Origin of the sequence: Providencia sp. PROV200, from assembly GCF_049901995.1 — a bacterium.
GTDB lineage: Bacteria > Pseudomonadota > Gammaproteobacteria > Enterobacterales > Enterobacteriaceae > Providencia > Providencia rettgeri_E.
Window position 1 is genome coordinate 1,392,696 of the sequence record NZ_CP096307.1, and the last position, 17,988, is coordinate 1,410,683.

At 41.4% G+C, this 17,988-nt stretch carries 14 protein-coding genes; 12 read left to right on the top strand and 2 right to left on the bottom strand.

What is annotated here, in order from left to right:
- Positions 1–8: 8 nt before the first annotated feature.
- From msbA to kdsB, 5 genes are all read left to right on the top strand, one after another.
- The gene (gene msbA / locus M1E86_RS06180; RefSeq protein ID WP_125892631.1) at positions 9–1,754 is read left to right on the top strand and encodes a lipid A ABC transporter ATP-binding protein/permease MsbA; all 1,746 of its coding nucleotides are present in this window, start codon (positions 9–11) and stop codon (positions 1,752–1,754) included.
- Positions 1,751–2,749, top strand: a complete 999-nt coding sequence (lpxK, locus tag M1E86_RS06185) for a tetraacyldisaccharide 4'-kinase (RefSeq protein ID WP_125892633.1) — start codon at positions 1,751–1,753, stop codon at positions 2,747–2,749. The genes msbA and lpxK overlap by 4 nt, the downstream gene beginning before the upstream one ends.
- A 402-nt stretch (positions 2,750–3,151) precedes the next feature.
- Positions 3,152–3,367, top strand: a complete 216-nt coding sequence (locus M1E86_RS06190) for a cold-shock protein (protein ID WP_125892635.1) — start codon at positions 3,152–3,154, stop codon at positions 3,365–3,367.
- Positions 3,368–3,506: 139 nt separating this feature from the next.
- Positions 3,507–3,686 carry a Trm112 family protein gene (locus tag M1E86_RS06195; RefSeq protein ID WP_004256203.1) on the top strand — a complete coding sequence of 60 codons (180 nt, stop codon included), beginning with the start codon at positions 3,507–3,509 and terminating at the stop codon, positions 3,684–3,686.
- Between the two features lie 5 nt (positions 3,687–3,691).
- Positions 3,692–4,438, top strand: a complete 747-nt coding sequence (gene kdsB, locus M1E86_RS06200) for a 3-deoxy-manno-octulosonate cytidylyltransferase (protein WP_213914613.1) — start codon at positions 3,692–3,694, stop codon at positions 4,436–4,438.
- A gap of 75 nt (positions 4,439–4,513) precedes the next feature.
- Here the strand turns inward: kdsB and elyC are convergent, their stop codons facing one another.
- Positions 4,514–5,341, bottom strand: a complete 828-nt coding sequence (elyC, locus tag M1E86_RS06205) for an envelope biogenesis factor ElyC (protein WP_213914614.1) — start codon at positions 5,339–5,341, stop codon at positions 4,514–4,516.
- Positions 5,342–5,698: 357 nt separating this feature from the next.
- Here elyC and cmoM point away from each other — a divergent pair, with 357 nt between their 5' ends.
- The 7 genes from cmoM to M1E86_RS06240 all read left to right on the top strand — a co-directional run bounded on the left by cmoM (position 5,699) and on the right by M1E86_RS06240 (position 16,650).
- Positions 5,699–6,487, top strand: coding sequence for a tRNA uridine 5-oxyacetic acid(34) methyltransferase CmoM (cmoM, locus tag M1E86_RS06210; RefSeq protein ID WP_213914615.1), 789 nt, complete (start codon positions 5,699–5,701; stop codon positions 6,485–6,487).
- Positions 6,484–7,809, top strand: coding sequence for a chromosome partition protein MukF (mukF, locus tag M1E86_RS06215; protein WP_125892643.1), 1,326 nt, complete (start codon positions 6,484–6,486; stop codon positions 7,807–7,809). The genes cmoM and mukF overlap by 4 nt, the downstream gene beginning before the upstream one ends.
- Positions 7,790–8,515, top strand: coding sequence for a chromosome partition protein MukE (gene mukE, locus M1E86_RS06220; RefSeq protein ID WP_102138489.1), 726 nt, complete (start codon positions 7,790–7,792; stop codon positions 8,513–8,515). Before mukF ends, mukE begins: the two co-directional genes overlap by 20 nt.
- Complete coding sequence (mukB, locus tag M1E86_RS06225) at positions 8,515–12,957, top strand: chromosome partition protein MukB (RefSeq protein WP_319863323.1); 4,443 nt, start codon at positions 8,515–8,517, stop codon at positions 12,955–12,957. Before mukE ends, mukB begins: the two co-directional genes overlap by 1 nt.
- 315 nt (positions 12,958–13,272) lie before the next feature.
- Positions 13,273–15,024, top strand: coding sequence for a L,D-transpeptidase (ldtD, locus tag M1E86_RS06230; RefSeq protein ID WP_426099291.1), 1,752 nt, complete (start codon positions 13,273–13,275; stop codon positions 15,022–15,024).
- 390 nt (positions 15,025–15,414) lie between these two features.
- Entirely contained in the window at positions 15,415–15,963 is a 549-nt protein-coding gene (locus M1E86_RS06235) for a YcbK family protein (protein ID WP_102138492.1), read from the top strand.
- Between the two features lie 39 nt (positions 15,964–16,002).
- Positions 16,003–16,650: an MBL fold metallo-hydrolase gene (locus M1E86_RS06240; protein WP_125892651.1), complete on the top strand. Its 648-nt coding sequence runs from the start codon at positions 16,003–16,005 to the stop codon at positions 16,648–16,650.
- Positions 16,651–16,734: 84 nt separating this feature from the next.
- Here M1E86_RS06240 and M1E86_RS06245 read toward each other — a convergent pair whose 3' ends face one another.
- Positions 16,735–17,925 carry an amino acid aminotransferase gene (locus M1E86_RS06245; protein ID WP_213914618.1) on the bottom strand — a complete coding sequence of 397 codons (1,191 nt, stop codon included), beginning with the start codon at positions 17,923–17,925 and terminating at the stop codon, positions 16,735–16,737.
- Positions 17,926–17,988: the final 63 nt, after the last annotated feature.

The window sequence follows — 17,988 nt, forward strand, 5'->3', positions numbered from 1 at the left end:
TTAAAAGTATGAATGATAAAGACCTTTCGACAAAACAAACTTTTCGTCGCTTGTGGCCGATAATTGCGCCTTTTAAAGCGGGTTTAATCGTTGCAGCAATAGCACTTATCATAAACGCAGCAGGTGATGCATTTATGATTTCTTTATTAAAACCTTTATTGGATGAAGGCTTTGATAAAGCAGATAATGACGTTTTAAAATGGCTTCCGCTTGCGGTGTTAGGGTTAATGGTTGTTCGTGGTGGGTCTAGCTTTGTTTCAACCTATTGTGTTTCGTGGGTAGCAGGTAAAGTCGTGATGAACATGCGACGTAAGCTGTTTGGTCATATGATGGGAATGCCCGTTAGTTTTTTTGATCAGCAATCAACAGGAACACTATTATCTAGAATTACCTACGACTCAGAACAAGTTGCATCTTCTTCTTCTGGGGCATTAATTACAATTATTCGTGAAAGTGCTTATATCATCGGGTTATTTGCGATGATGTTTTATTATAGCTGGCAACTTTCTCTTATTCTAATCGTGATAGCCCCTATTGTATCAATCACTATTCGCATCGTCTCTAAGCGTTTCCGTAAGATTAGTAAAAATATGCAAACGGGTATGGGGCATGTGACGGCAAGTGCCGAACAGATGTTAAAGGGTCATAAAGAAGTATTAATTTTTGGTGGGCAGAAAGTTGAAACTGAACGTTTTAATAAAGTCAGTAACAACATGCGCCGCCAAAATATGAAAATGGTAACCGCTTCAGCAATCTCTGACCCTATTGTTCAGTTAATTGCATCATTTGCATTAGCATTTGTTCTTTATGCTGCGAGTTTTCCCGAAATTCGCGATGAATTAACATCAGGAACCATTGCCGTTGTTTTCTCATCAATGTTCGCATTGATGCGTCCATTAAAATCATTAACTAACGTTAACTCACAATTCCAACGTGGTATGGCGGCTTGCCAAACGTTATTTGCAATCTTAGATTCGGAACAAGAAAAAGATAACGGAACTAAAGTACTAAAAGAGGTTAAAGGGGACATTAAATTTGAACATGTCACTTTTACCTATGCAACCAAAGAACATCCTGCGTTAGACGATGTTTCGTTTACTTTGCCTGCTGGAAAATCAGTTGCTCTCGTTGGGCGATCAGGTTCAGGTAAGTCTACTATTGCAAATTTGATTACACGTTTTTATGACATTGATGAAGGCTCTATTCAAATTGATGGTCATGATATCCGTGAATACACATTATCCTCATTACGTAGCCAAGTCGCGTTAGTTTCTCAACATGTTTATCTATTTAACGATACGATAGCGAATAATATTGCTTATGCAACAGATGGTAGCTATAGCCGCGAACAAATAGAGAAAGCAGCAGAAATGGCCTATGCAATGGATTTCATTGCTAAACTTGAAAAAGGCTTGGATACGGTTATTGGCGAAAATGGCGTTATGCTTTCTGGCGGACAACGTCAAAGAATAGCAATTGCTCGCGCACTTCTACGCGACGCGCCAATTCTTATTCTTGATGAGGCAACATCTGCACTAGATACAGAGTCAGAACGTGCTATTCAAGCTGCTCTTGATGAGTTACAGAAAAATAGAACATCCTTAGTCATTGCTCACCGGTTATCGACAATAGAAAATGCGGATGAAATATTAGTTGTACAAGATGGACGGATCATTGAGCGTGGCAACCATGCATCTCTATTAGCTCAAGATGGCGCATATTCACAGTTACACAGCATTCAGTTTAAACAATGATAGAACGTATTTGGTCTGGTAAATCATGGCTGTATCTTTTATTACTGCCGTTGTCTTTCCTTTATGGATTGGTAACGGTAATTAGAGATATGGCTTATAAAATCGGGCTGAAACGTTCATGGAAAGCGCCAATTCCAGTGGTAGTGGTGGGAAACCTGACAGCGGGGGGAAATGGTAAAACCCCTGTTGTTATCTGGTTAGTGGAGTCACTCACCAAAGAAGGCTACCGCGTGGGGGTTGTTTCTCGAGGGTATGGCGGTAAAGCTGAAAAATATCCGCTGATACTTGATGAAGCGACCACAACCGAAGTTGCAGGGGATGAACCTGTATTAATTTTTCATCGTACAAAATCCCCTGTAGCAGTCGCGCCCAAGCGAAGTGATGCCGTTAAAGCCTTACTCGAAAAATTTCCGTTAGATGTGATTATTACTGATGATGGGTTGCAACACTATGCGTTGCAACGTGACTACGAAATTGTCGTTATTGATGGCCAACGCCGTTTTGGTAATGGTTGGTGGCTACCAGCAGGGCCAATGCGTGAAAGGGCTGGGCGTTTAAAGCGTGTTAATGCTGTCATTGTTAATGGTGGTGAGCCACAAGAAAATGAAGCTTTAATGGCTCTTGAAGGCGATGTTGCTTGTAACCTTGTTAGTGGTGAAAAACAAGCGGTTACACAATTGCCTGCAGTTATCGCAATGGCAGGTATTGGTCATCCTCCTCGTTTTTTTGCCTCATTAGAAAATAAAGGGGTCGAGGTCATTAGTACCCATGCTTTTGCTGATCATCAGTCATATGAATTAAAACAGCTTTCACGGTTAGTTAAAAATGAACAAAACTTATTAATGACCGAAAAAGATGCTGTAAAATGCCGTGCTTTCGCACAACCAAATTGGTGGTTTCTTCCAGTCCAAGCACATTTACAAGCTCCAGACGCTGAAAAAATCTTAAGCGGAATAAAAAAACTTATCACAAATAACAAAAAAACTTGTCTATAACGTTCTTCTGTGATAATAATATCGCCAATGTGATATAGATCCACTTATTATGTATCTAGATGCAATACATTGATAATTGGATTTTATACTAGCTTAAATTTCACGCTCCGTTCTTTAGTTAGTCTTCATATCCTCGCATAATCTATACTGTAAAGTCGCTGTCACCGTGTTTTGTCATCATAATGTCAAAGTAGACTGTTAACTTCACAGTAGATTTGCGGTGTCTGAAATTTACATATATGAGCGTTATAAAATATGCACAATGATTTGTGCGCATGAATTGGTAAAGTTTAATTACTCTTTGATGTATTAATAGATCGGCAGTTTATAAATGGGAAGCAAGAAAGAGTAATGATACAAAGATAAAAAAAATATTGTTCTCAGAACAAAAGGAGTTTTAATATGAATTTTCAATTACATATGGGTCGAGTTAAATGGTTTGACGCAAAAGAAGGTTACGGTTTTATTTCCCCATTCAATGGTGGTGATGATGTATTTGTGACAACAAAGTCAATTGCTAATAAAAAAATCAAATCATTATTCGAAGGTCAAAGCGTTGAGTTCTCTGTTACTCGTAATTCGGATGGCATAACGGCAGCTGACGTTATCGCTTATTAGATAATAGACAGAACAATTTCTCCTGCCTTTATCCTCTCATCTCTCGCAGGAGATCTTATTCAGGAAGATTAAAGTTAACGGTGATATCTGCATGTGATATCCTGACTCCAAGTGAGTTAAAATCCATTCGGGAGAAAACATGGATCACCGTTTACTTGAAATCGTTGCCTGTCCTGTATGCCACGGCAAATTAAGTTATAACAAAGAAAACCTCGAACTTATTTGTAAGTTTGATCACTTAGCCTATCCCATTCGTGATGGCATCCCTGTATTGCTAGAAAATGAAGCGCGCCCTGTTTCATTAGATGAAGGCCAGTAATCATCATGTTTACGGTTATTATTCCTGCTCGTTATGCATCAACACGTTTACCAGGGAAACCTTTGGCTGATATACATGGTAAGCCAATGGTTGTTCGGGTGATGGAACAAGCTATTAAGTCGGGGGCTAGCCGGGTGATAGTTGCGACAGATCACTCTGATGTTGCTAAAGCGGTGATTGAAGCGGGCGGTGAAGCCTGTATGACAGACCCAAATCATCAGTCTGGAACAGAAAGATTAGCTGAGGTTATTGATACTTATGCTTTTTCTGACAATGAAATCATCGTGAATGTGCAAGGTGATGAACCTTTAATTCCACCTGAGATTATTAGTCAAGTGGCTCATAACCTTCAGGGGAGCAAAGCTGAGATGGGGACACTGGCTGTACCTATTAATGATGCTCATGAAGCGTTTAATCCAAATGCAGTCAAGGTTGTTACTGACCACGAAGGTTATGCACTGTATTTTTCTCGAGCAACTATTCCTTGGGATAGGGACAACTTTGCCAAAAGCCATGATGTAATAGGCGATACCTTTTTACGCCATATCGGGATATACGCTTATCGCGCAGGGTTTATTCGTCGCTACATTAAGTGGGAAGCAAGTCCATTAGAAAAAATCGAAATGCTAGAGCAACTTAGGGTGCTTTGGTACGGAGAAAAAATTCATGTGGATGTCGCGAAAACTACGCCAGGCGCTGGTGTTGATACCCCTGAAGACCTTGAACTTGTTAGAAAGCAATTTATCCAGTAGTCAGTATTTTCTTAATGGTCAAAATGGCCAATAAAATGAAAGGTGTAATCTCAATAGGTTACACCTTTTTTGTTGTTATTCAGCAGCAATAGCTTCAGGTGTAGCAAGTTGATCGTCTAATGCCTGTGTATTATTGGGTTTTAAATGCCACCAAATGGTACCAAGAAATTCATACCAAGCACGCTCACTATGACCAAAATAATATGAAGAAGGAATGTATTTCTCCCATGGATTAATTTCACTCGTGATAACTAACTGGTTTGCGGGTGCAGGGAAAGGATTCATTCCTCGTTGAGTAAACATGGTCATCGCACGAGGCAGGTGATTAGCTGAAGTGACTAATAAAAAAGGTGATTTTCCAATAATTTTTTCAACTTCATAAGCTTCTTCTTGTGTATCTTTGGGTTCAGTGAGGGGAATTATATCTTGTGCAGGAACACCTAAGGATTGCGCAACTTGTGCGGCAACTTCGGCACTGCTAATGGTGCTACTCGCTTTGCCGCCAGTGAAAATAAGTTTACTACCAGGATGTTTAAGATAAAGGCGGATGCCCTCAGTCACTCTAGGTAAGCTATTATTCAATAGGTTAGAGCTTGGGCTCCAATCCGGGTTATATGTAAAGCCACCTCCTAGTACAACAATGTAACGTACATCTTGAGGGGGTGTTTCTGTAATCAGTTCATAGCGTTTATTAAATTGCTTTTCTGCAGGGGCAAGTAAAGTATCTGAAACAGGTTGTAACCCCAACAGAGTTATTAAAACTAAACTTAGAGTAGTCAAAGTCTTCCCACAACGCTGCCAGCGTGTGAACCAGAGTAAAAGCAGCCCGATAAACCCGACAATGAGCAATAATGGTAATGGCATCAATAGAGAGCCAATATATTTTTTTAAGATAAATAACATAACTAAGCCTATTCTTATGGGGGTATCGAGCCACCATTGCGGTGGTATCTGCAGAAAAAATACGTAATAAAACGGCTAAACTAGAGGAAAAATAACAACATGGTGTTTAATAGCGCCAAAATGAAATTTGCTGGGCACAATAAAGTACTATGCAAAAATATAGCTATTATCTGTTATAATTCCTGTTTTAACAGTCGCCTCGCATTGTATGTGATAAGTGCAATGTAATGTGAGAATATTTCTGGTTAGCGTTGATTTTCTCCATAATCAAGATGTAATCAACCATTTTACGTTTTTTCGCGACAAATTGGCTCATAAACCGCTTTAAATAATAGATGATAGGTAACCGGATAGCACATGGCAGACCGCAACTTTGATGATATTGTCGATAAATTTGCAAAAAATATCTACGGAACGACAAAAGGAAAAATACGAGAAGCGGTAGTCTGGCAAGATTTGACTCAATTATTGCACAGCCAATTTGAGGGGAAAACCCTAAAAATACTTGATGCAGGTGGTGGTGAAGGGCATTTTTCACGCAAACTCGCCGAAATGGGGCATCAGGTGATACTTTGCGATTTATCTGAAGAGATGTTGGAACGAGGCAGGGAACTTGCCAAGGAACAAGGTATTAGCGATAACATGCGTTTTGTACATTGTGCGGTGCAAGATGTTGCACAATACATTGATGAACCTGTTGACCTTGTTCTGTTTCATGCGGTACTTGAATGGATTAGCGATCAAAAATATGCAATTGAACAACTGGTAGATATAATTAGACCAGAAGGCGTATTTTCTGTCATGTTCTATAATGCAAATGGTTTGGTGATGCGTAACGCAATTTTGGGAAATTTTCATCTTGCAACGCCACATATCCAACGTCGTCGCAAACGCTCGTTATCACCGCAAAAACCACTTTTTCCTCATCAAGTTGATGCTTGGTTGAGTGAGTGTAATATGCAGATTATCGGTAAAAGTGGTGTTAGGGTATTTCATGACTATTTACAAAGTCGGCAGTTACAGCAAAAAGATTTTCCAGCATTGTTGGCATTAGAGCAGCAGTATTGCCGTGAAGAACCCTATATTAGTATGGGGCGTTATATTCATGTCATGGCACGCAAACAAATACAAAAGGACGATTTATGAGTGATTTTTCCCAGACCGTCCCTGAACTTGTGTCTTGGGCACGAAAAAATGATTTTTCGATTTCACTTCCCGCTGAACGTTTGGCATTTTTGCTTGCGGTGGCGGTATTAAATAGTGAAAGAGTCAATGGTGAAATGAGTGAAGTGGAGCTGGTTGATGCCTTTCGTGAGGTTTGCAAAGGGTTTGAACAGACCACAGAATCTTTGGCGGTAAGAGCCAATAATGCCATCAATGATATGGTTCGCCAGAAGATATTTAACCGTTTTGCCAGTGACATTGTTGAAGGTAATGCCATTTACCGCTTAACCCCTCTGGGGATCGGTATCAGCGATTATTATATTCGTCAGCGAGAGTTCTCAACATTAAGACTTTCTATGCAGCTTTCTATTGTTGCAGGAGAGCTGCAACGTGCCGCTGAAGCCGCAGAGGAAGGGGGCGATGAATTTTATTGGCATCGTTATGTATTTGCCCCACTAAAATATTCAGTTGCTGAAATTTTTGACAGTATTGATTTATCGCAACGCATTATGGATGAACAACAAAATTCAGTAAAAGAAGATATTGCGGCATTATTAAATCAAGATTGGCAGGCGGCTATTGCTAACTGTGAGCAATTACTGTCAGAAACATCAGGTACATTGCGTGAATTGCAAGACACATTAGAAGCCGCAGGGGACAAACTGCAAGCGAATTTATTACGTATTCAAGAAGCCAATATGAATGCGCCGGTGTTCTCTGACATAGTAGATAGGCTGGTTTTTGACCTGCAAAATAAACTAGACCGTATTGTTAGTTGGGGTCAACAATCTATCGATTTATGGATTGGCTATGATCGTCATGTTCATAAGTTTATCCGTACAGCTATCGATATGGATAAAAATAGAATATTTTCTCAGCGGTTACGTCAATCTGTTCAGCACTACCTTGATAGCCCTTGGGCACTCACTTACGCCAATGCGGATCGGTTATTCGATATGCGTGATGAAGAGCTCGCGTTGCATGATGAAGAAGTGATGGGTGAATTACCACCAGAGCTTGAATTTGAAGAGTTTAGTGAATTAAATGATAAGCTTGCTGAGCTAATGGAAGTTGAGTTAGCCATTTATAAAGCAGAGCAACGGCCGCTCGATGTTGGCCGTGTGTTGCATGACTATTTACTGCAATATCCACAAAAACGTCATTTTGATGTAGCTCGAATTATTATCGACCAAGCTGTTAAACTAGGTATCGCAGAGGCTGATTTGGCGGGGTTACCGGCAGAATGGCAAGCTATTAATGATCACGGAGCCAAGGTACAGGCACATGTCATCGACAAATATTGAACAATTTATGCCAGTTAAGCTGGCTCAAGCATTAGCTAACCCGATTTTTCCAGAGCTAGACAGCCAATTGCGTTCAGGTCGCCATATTAGTGTTGATGACCTTGATAACCATGCATTTTTAATGGATTTTCAGGAAGCATTAGAACAATTTTATGCACGATATAACGTAGAATTAATTCGTGCCCCTGAGGGGTTCTTCTATTTACGTCCGCGCTCAACAACCTTAATACCTCGCTCTGTGTTATCTGAATTAGATATGATGGTTGGGAAAATTCTTTGTTATCTCTATCTCAGCCCCGAACGCTTGAGTAACCAAGGTATTTTTACCTCACAAGAGTTATTTGAAGAGTTATTATCATTAGCGGATGAAAGCAAATTACTTAAATTTGTTAATCAACGTTCGACAGGTTCTGATTTAGATAAACAAAAACTGCAGGAAAAACTCAGAACATCACTCAACCGTTTACGTCGCTTGGGAATGGTGCACTTTCTGCAAAATGATCCGAGTAAATTTATTATTAGCGAATCTGTCTTCCGTTTTGGTGCCGATGTGCGCAGTGGCGATAACCCACAAGATGCCCAGTTACGGATGATCCGTGATGGTGAAGCTATCTCTCTTGAAGGGGAATTATCGCTGAAAGACAGTGAAGAAGAGGGTGGCGAAGAGAATCAAGAACCGGCAGAAAGTGATGAGGATGAAGAATAATGATTGAACGCGGAAAATTTCGCTCACTGACGCTGGTGAATTGGAACGGTTTTTTTGCCCGAACTTTTGACCTTGATGAATTAGTGACCACATTATCGGGTGGTAATGGTGCGGGTAAATCAACAACCATGGCGGCATTTATTACCGCGATGATCCCAGATTTAACCTTGCTTCACTTCCGTAACACAACGGAAGCGGGCGCAACCTCTGGCTCTCGTGATAAAGGCTTACATGGTAAGTTACGTCCAGGCGTCTGTTACGCAATTTTGGATGTGTTAAATTCGAAGCATCAGCGTGTCATGGTGGGTGTGCGTTTACAACAAGTCGCCGGGCGCGATAAAAAAGTGGATATTAAGCCGTTTATGGTCCAAGGCATTCCATTGGCGACGGTGCCAACGGAAATATTGACGGAGGTTATTGATGGTCGTCAAGCCAAAGTCATTCCACTCAACGAGTTAAAAGAACGTCTTGAAGAACAGGAAGGCGTTTTGTTTAAGCAGTTTAACTCAATAACTGACTACCATTCGACTCTGTTTGAATTAGGGGTTTTACCTAAACGTTTACGTTCCGCGAGTGACCGAAGCAAATATTATCGCCTGATTGAAGCGTCACTATATGGTGGTATTTCTAGTGCCATTACTCGCTCATTACGTGATTATTTGTTACCTGAAAACAGTGGGGTACGTAAAGCATTCCAAGATATGGAAGCGGCTTTGCGTGAAAACCGTTTAACATTAGAAGCCATTCGTGTAACGCAATCAGACCGTGACTTATTCAAGCATTTGATTAGCCAAGCGACTGATTACGTTTCTGCGGATTATATGCGTCATTCCAATGAAAGACGTATTCACCTTGATGCAGCACTGGCTGCACGCAATGAGCTATTAGCCAGCCGTAAACAACTGCGTGTTGAACAGGTTCGAAGCGTCGAAATGGCGCGTGAGTTGAATGAGCAGAATGGGGCTTCTACAGAATTAGAAGCAGACTACCAAGCGGCCAGTGACCATTTAAATTTAGTGCAAGCCGCGCTGCGTCAGCAAGAAAAAATTGACCGCTATCAAGCGGATATCGAAGAACTGACCTATCGTCTTGAAGAACAAAGTGAAGTCGTTGCTGAAGCAACTGAAACTCAAGAAGAATATGAAGCACGAGCTGAAGCTGCGGAAATTGAAGTTGACGAATTAAAAAATCAACTCGCCGATTACCAACAGGCTCTGGATGTACAACAAACACGCGCTATTCAGTACCAGCAAGCCTTGCACGCCTTAACGCGTGCTCGTGAATTGTGCCAGCTTCCTGAATTATCCATTGATAACGCGGATGAATGGTTAGATACCTTCGAGGCACGCGAACAGCAAGCAACCCAAGCGTTATTAGCGCTTGAGCAAAAAATGAGTGTGGCAGATGCCGCACATAGCCAATTTGAGCAAGCCTATCAATTAGTTAGAAGTATGGTAGGGGAAGTTAGCCGCAGTGATGCATACCAGCAAGCGCGTACATTATTGCGTGATTGGTCATCACAACAACATTTAGCAGATCGCGTGCAGCCGTTGCGTATGCAGTTATCTGAATTGCAACAACGTCTGAATAGCCAGCAAAATGCTGAACGCTTATTGGCAGAGTTTTGTAAGCGTCATGGCCAAAGCTATGAGCCCGATGAGCTTGATGCATTAATGGCTGAGCTGGAAGCACAGCAAGAAGAACTGAGTATTGGTGTGAATGAGAGCGGCGAGAGACGGATGCAAATGCGCCAAGAATTGGAGCAGATCCGCCAGCGTATTAGCCAACTTTCATCTAAAGCCCCTGCATGGATTATGGCTCAAGAAGCGCTAACGCAGCTTAATGAGCAATCCCATGAAACGTTTGAGTCAAGTACTGCTGTGACTGAGTTTATGCAGCAACTCCTCGAACAAGAACGGGAAATAACGGTTGAACGAGATGAAGTAGCTGCGCAACGGAAAGATCTCGAAAAACAAATTGAGCGACTAAGCCAGCCAAGTGGTGCGGAAGATAGCCGCATGTTAGCGTTGGCAGAACGTTTTAATGGTGTGTTGTTATCTGAAATTTATGATGATATTACCATCGAAGACGCGGCTTATTTCTCCGCGCTATATGGTCCTGCACGTCACGGAATTGTGGTGCAAGACCTTGATGTAGTTCGTAATCAATTGGATTCGTTACAAGATTGCCCAGATGATGTGTATTTTATCGAGGGAGATCCATCTTCTTTCGACGATAGCGTTTTTGATGCGCAAGAGTTTGAAAATGCGGTATTAGTCCGTTCGTCTGAGCGTCAATGGCGTTACTCTCGTTATCCTGAATTGCCTTTATTTGGTCGTGCCGCACGTGAAAGCCATTTAGAGTCGTTAACGGCTGAACGTGATGAGCTGGCAGAGCGCTATGCGAATCTGTCATTTGACGTACAGAAAATTCAGCGTTCACACCAAGCATTCAGCCGGTTTATAGGCCAACACATTTCGGTGGCTTTTGAGGATGATCCAGAAGCTGAAATTCGTACACTCAACCAAAAACGTTCGGAGATTGAACGTGCTTTAGCTCAATTTGAAGAGCAAACTCAGCAACAACGTCAACAATTTGCCCAAGGTAAAGAAAGCCTTGCGGCTCTTAATCGTTTATTGCCTCAAATGGGGTTATTACTCGATGAAACATTGGCGGACAGAGTTGAAGAGATAAACGAAGAGCTAACGGAAGCAGAAGAAGCGGCACATTTCCTGAATAAACATGGCGATGCGTTAGATAAATTAGAGCCGATTGTGACGGTGTTACTCAGTGATCCTGAACAACACGAGCAATTACGCAAAGATTATGAGTCAGCAAAACATAGCCAGCAAAATGCGAAACAGCAAGCTTTTGCATTAGTAGAGGTTGTTCAGCGCCGTGCTCACTTTAGTTACAGTGATTCAACCGGAATGGTGAATGAAAACGCGGACCTAAATGAAAAACTACGTCAGCGTTTAGAGCAGGCAGAAACCGAACGTACACGTGCTCGCGAGCAATTACGCCAGCACCAAGCACAAAGTGCGCAGTTCCATCAGGTTCTTGCCTCGTTACGCAGTTCTTTCGATACCAAACAAGAGATGTTGAAAGAGCTCGAAGTCGAGATGCAAGAGATCGGCGTAAAAGCCGATCCTGATGCTCAAGAGCGCGCTCGTATTCGACGCGATGAGTTGCACCAGCGTGTCATGGAAAATCGTAGCCGTATTAACCAGTTAGAAAAACAGCTGACATTATGTGAAGCCGAAATGGATAACTTACAGAAGCGCCTTCGTAAGTTAGAAAAAGACTACTATATGCTGCGTGAGCAGGTCGTGACGGCAAAAGCAGGTTGGTGTGCGGTAATGCGCTTGGTGAAAGACAATGGTGTCGAGCGTCGTTTGCATCGCCGTGAACTGGCTTATACTGACGGTGATAGCTTACGTTCCATGTCGGATAAAGCCTTAGGTGCGCTGCGTTTAGCGGTTGCGGATAACGAACATTTACGTGATGTATTGCGTTTATCCGAAGATCCAAAACACCCAGAACGGAAGATAAAATTCTTTATCGCCGTATATCAACATTTACGTGAACGTATTCGCCAAGATATTATTCGTACCGATGACCCGATTGATGCAATCGAGCAAATGGAAATTGAACTGGCGCGCTTAACAGAAGAACTAACCGCGCGTGAGCAAAAATTGGCAATCAGTTCAAAAAGTGTGGCGAATATTATTCGCAAAACCATTCAGCGCGAACAAAATCGAATTCGTATGCTAAACCAAGGGCTGCAAGCGGTGGCGTTTGGTCAGGTTAAAGGGGTTCGCCTCAATGTGAATATTCGAGAAAGTCATGCATTGTTACTGAGTGTGCTCTCTGAAGAGAGCGAAATGCATCAAGACTTATTCACCAGCCAACGGTTAACATTCTCTGAAGCAATGGCGAAATTATACCAACGCCTCAACCCTCAAGTGGATGTTGGGCAGCGGTTGCCACAAACCATCGGTGAAGAATTACTCGATTACCGCAACTACTTAGAATTAGAAGTTGAGGTTAATAGAGGTTCAGATGGCTGGTTAAAAGCAGAAAGTGGTGCGTTATCCACCGGTGAGGCTATTGGTACAGGTATGTCCATCTTAGTGATGGTAGTACAAAGCTGGGAAGAAGAGTCTCGCCGTCTGCGTGCTAAAGATATTATTCCTTGCCGGTTATTATTCTTAGATGAAGCTGCGCGATTAGATGCTAAATCAATTGCAACCTTATTTGAACTGTGTGACAGGTTAGAAATGCAGCTAATTATTGCAGCGCCAGAGAATATTAGTCCTGAGAAGGGCACAACTTATAAACTAGTTCGTAAAGTGGTTGGTAATCATGAACATGTGCATGTAGTTGGCTTAAAAGGCTTCGGGCAAGAACCCCCGACTGTACAAGCCCCAACATTGCAGTAATAGTTTTGTGAGTGAAATGAAGGCCGGTATTTAGAAATAAATATCGGTTTTTTTATATGGTAATTAAGTGGCAAAGAAAGCGTTAGGTAAACTTTTAATTAAAATAAAATTCATCTATGTTTAAACCACGAATACACTGTTGAATTCCCTATGATGAAAATAATTCTTTTTCTCATTAATTGTTAACTTAGCAGTACATAATCTGAAAAAAGGAAAATTAGCCTATTCCTATAACATTACTGCTAAAATTAAATAGAATAAAATTGTAATTATAATAAAAATATTATTATCCATGTTGTAAATTAAGGTGGATGTATGGCAAAGAGAAGAGTGAGAGCTCTGCAAGTCTCGGTAATATGCGGGTTGATGGCGTTACAGTTTCCCGCATTCTCAAATGAAGAAAATAGGCAGCAAAGTGTTTCTGAAGTTCAAACGATAGCTTCGGTGACACCAGCAGAAAGTTTAGTCAAAATAACACAGTCGCTTCCTGCGGATGTGAAACCTATCTTTTCTACGCAATTAGCAAAATTATACGCTGATAGGCAAATGCAGCTATTGTGGCAAGATGAAGCGGCAATTAGCCAATTTCAGCAACAATTGGCAGAACTATCCCTTTCTGGCGTTCAGCCTCAATTTGGGGAGTGGTTAGCGATACTGGAAAATAATCAGTTAAACGAGCTAGGCCGTGACGTTGTTTTATCTGATGCCATGCTTGGTTATTTACAGTATTTATCGTCGATAGAAGCGAATGGGCAATATTGGTTATACACTAATCGACCTTATAAAATTATGGCTCCAACGGCCGCTCAAATGAAACCATGGATAGATGCCATCGAGTCTAATAACTTAGGTGATTGGGTTAAATCGCAAGCCCCGAGTCACCCAATGTATTTGCCAATGCGCAAAGAAATGTTGAAATTATTAGCGATCCCTGAAGATAACCTGGAAATTGTGGGAACGAAAACATTAAAGCCAGGGCAGTCTAGCGATGATGTAGTTATTTTGCGTCAAATCTTGCAACGTGAAGGGTTACTTGAAGGCGGAAATGTAACCGAAGACATCGCGCCTCCTGAGACCATGGCTCAAGTAGCAGAACTGGCAACTGAACAAGCAACTGAATCGACAGGAACACTTGATGCACCTGCGAGCTCTGTGTCGAAAGTCTATGATCAAGAGCTCGTCGATGCGGTAAAAAAATTCCAATTGCAATATGGCTTAGAAGCAGACGGTGTTGTTGGAAAAGGCACGCGTGTTTGGTTAAACATGCAGCCTAAGCAGAAAGCAGGTTTAATGGCACTCAATATTCAACGCTTACGTATTATACCTGCAAGTAGTGGGACAGGGATTTTAGTGAATATTCCTGGCTACTCTTTAGATTTCTATTTAAATGACGAAGTGATTTTAGACTCTAAAGTGATTGTTGGTCGTGCTGATCGCAAAACACCAATCATGAGCAGTGCGCTAAACAATGTAGTTATTAACCCACCTTGGAGTGTGCCGACCAGTATGGCACGTAAAGATATCGCTCCAAGAGGAAAACAAGACCCAAGTTATTTTAGTCGTAAAGGATATACGGTTTATTCAGGGTGGGGCTCAGATTCTTACGAAATTGATCCTTATGCGATAGATTGGGAAAATATCACCCCCGCAAATTTCCCATACCGTATTCGGCAGGCACCAGGCCCAACTAACTCATTAGGACGCTATAAGTTTAATATGCCGAGTTCAGATGCGATTTATTTACACGATACACCAAACCATAGTTTATTTAATCGTAATGCACGTGCAATAAGCTCTGGATGTGTACGAGTGAATAAAGCAAGTGAGCTAGCGAGTATTTTATTAGGTGACGCAGGTTGGGAAAAAAAACGCATTGATGGTGCGTTGAAAGAAGGGTCAACACGGTATGTCAATATACCCGATAGGATCCCCGTTTTTCTGTATTACCAAACCGCATGGGTAGATAAAGACCAGCAACCACAATATCGAGCCGATATTTATCAATATGATAATTCGATTAATAATGCAGATAAATATTTGCCAATGTTGAAAAAGATTTTACACTAATTGTAGGTTTTAATTTGAAGGGGGGAATTTTCTCCCCTTAATTATTTTAAGAGTTAATTGCTTGAGCGCAGTTTTTTACACATTTCCATTCTGTGACCTTACCTCTAGGATCCGTTTTTATCTTATTTATTCCGTTGTTTTATGGTTGCTCAATCATTACTATTTTGCTTACCTTTGATAAAGGCAGCATATTTTGTGTCTTAAATTGCATGTTTCGAGCAGTTCTAGTGATAAAACTCTCTTTTTGACGAAAAATGCAATAAAATTTCTGCGAAGTATGCATATCTTTACATAATTATACATTAAAGATAAGCGTGATTTGCTAGACTCAATAGGTTGCCAAAATTTTATCGATTAATACTGAAAATATTAGAATCTGAGCTATCACCTATGGATATAATTGATCAATCCCGCAGGAAGTGGTTAGGTATTGGGGCCGCAACAGTTGGCCTTAGTTTATTACCAAGCCATGTATTTGCTGCGATGACGACCCCTAGACCACGTATTTTGCGTTTTCAAAACATTAATACAGGCGAATCGCTAAAAACTGAGTTTTTTGACGGGCGCCGTTATAATAAGTCTGAATTAGCGCGTTTAAATCATTTTTTCCGTGATTACCGTTGCGACAAAGTAAAAACTATTGACCCAAAACTGTTTGACCAAATCTATTTATTACAAATGATGATGGGAACAAACAAACCTGTCCAACTGATCTCTGGTTATCGTTCTTTAGAGACTAACAATAAATTGCGCAGTAAAAGCTCTGGCGTGGCAAAGAAAAGTTACCATACCCGTGGGCAAGCGATGGATTTCCATATCGAAGGGTTACAACTGAGCAATATCCGCAAAGCTGCGCTAAAAATGAAAGCGGGTGGTGTTGGTTACTATCCTCGAAGCAATTTTATACATATTGATACAGGACCTGCAAGAACGTGGTAATCTGTGCATAGGTGACACAGATTACGGAGTAATTGCTCGATGAAATATACTATTATCCCAGTAACACCATTTATGCAAAATTGCCACGTTATTTGGGATGAAAATACGTTAGATGCGGTTGTTGTTGACCCCGGCGGAGAAGCAGAAAAATTAATTTCTGCTATTGAAAACCTTGGGCTGAAGTTAACTAAAATTCTGTTAACACATGGTCATTCTGACCATATCGGTGCATCTGCTATTCTTTCTAAGCATTTTTCAGTGCCTATCTATGGCCCGCAAAAAGAAGACGCTTTTTGGATTGAAAACCTCGCAGAACAAAATGCGATGTTTTATATTGGTGAATGCCCTGACTTTACGCCGGATTACTGGTTAGAAGAAGGGGACAAAGTGACTTGCGGCAATATGACATTTGATGTACTGCATTGCCCTGGTCATACACCCGGCCACATTATTTTTGTGAATCACACCGATAAATTAATTTCAATGGGTGATGTCCTTTTTAAAGGGGGAGTCGGCCGAAGTGATTTTCCACGCGGTAATCATCAAGACCTAATTTCCTCTATAAAAAACAAAGTATTACCTCTAGGTGATGATTTTCAGTTCATTCCAGGGCATGGCCCCATGTCAAACTTAGGTTTTGAGCGTAAAACAAACCCTTTCTTGCAAGATGAACAACCTGTTTGGTGATTGATTTTGAAGAGCTTAATAGTTTGATGTAAAAGGCACCTAGTTAGGTGCCTTTTGTATTAGATAGCATGTGCTAAGTAATGATTACAGCACTTTAACGATAGCATCACACAGCGGAACCATGTTCTCTAAAGTTAAGCCCGCCACGTTAATACGGCCAGAGCTAACGGCATAGATACCAAATTCGCTACGTAGACGCTCTACCTGCTCTTTTGTTAGGCCACTGAAGGAGAACATACCGTTTTGGTTGATAATGAAGCTGAAGTCCTGTTTAGCGCCTTTTTCTTCCAATGTTTTCACTAACAGTTGGCGCATGCGTTTAATACGCTCACGCATTGCGGTTAATTCTTGGATCCATTCCGCTTTTAACACGTCATCAGAAAGGATAGTTGTCACCACTGCCGCACCGTGTGCTGGTGGGTTTGAGTAGTTTGCACGAATAACCGCTTTCGCTTGGCTAAATGCACGCTCTGCGTTGTCACTGTCTTTAGCAATGATGGTACAAGCACCGACACGCTCATTGTATAAACCGAAGTTTTTAGAGAATGAGCTCGCAACAATCATTTCAGGGTTGTTTTTGGTGAAAATACGCAGGCCTTCGGCATCTTCATCTAAGCCTTTTGCGAAACCTTGGTAGGCAAAGTCAAAAACTGGTAATAAGCCTTTGTCTGCACATAATGCGGCTAGTTTTGTCCATTGCTCAGCCGTTGGGTCAATACCCGTAGGGTTATGGCAGCAGCCGTGTAGAACAATCACATCACCGGCCACAGCAGATGACAGGCTGTTAAGCATACCGTCGAAATCCATACCATGTTTTGCAGCGTCATAGTAGTTGTAAGTTAAAACTTCTAAACCAGCTGCTTCAAAGATATTTTTGTGGTTAGGCCAAGTTGGGTTGCTGATCCAAACACGCTTTGCGTTGGTTTGTTTAGCAATAAAATCTGCAGCGATACGCAGTGCGCCAGTACCACCCGGTGCTTGCGCTGTACGTGCACGTTTTGAGGTGACAATTTCATGTTGTGCACCGAATAACAGTTCTTGTGTTACACGGCCGAACTCTGGCATTCCGCTAATCGCAAGATAGTTTTTGGTGTTTTCGTTATCCAGCAGGAATTTTTCTGCTTTTTTAACGGTATCAAGCACAGGGGTTTTCCCTGATTCGTCTTTATAGACGCCAATACCTAAGTTGATTTTATTATCGCGGGGATCAGCACGGAAACTATCAGCAAGACCTAAGATTGGGTCAGCAGGGGCAGAAGTAATTTTTTCAAACATGTTGTCGATTCCAAAGCTCTGTAGTGGTACCCAAGACAATTTACAGTGTATGAAGGCGTAAGT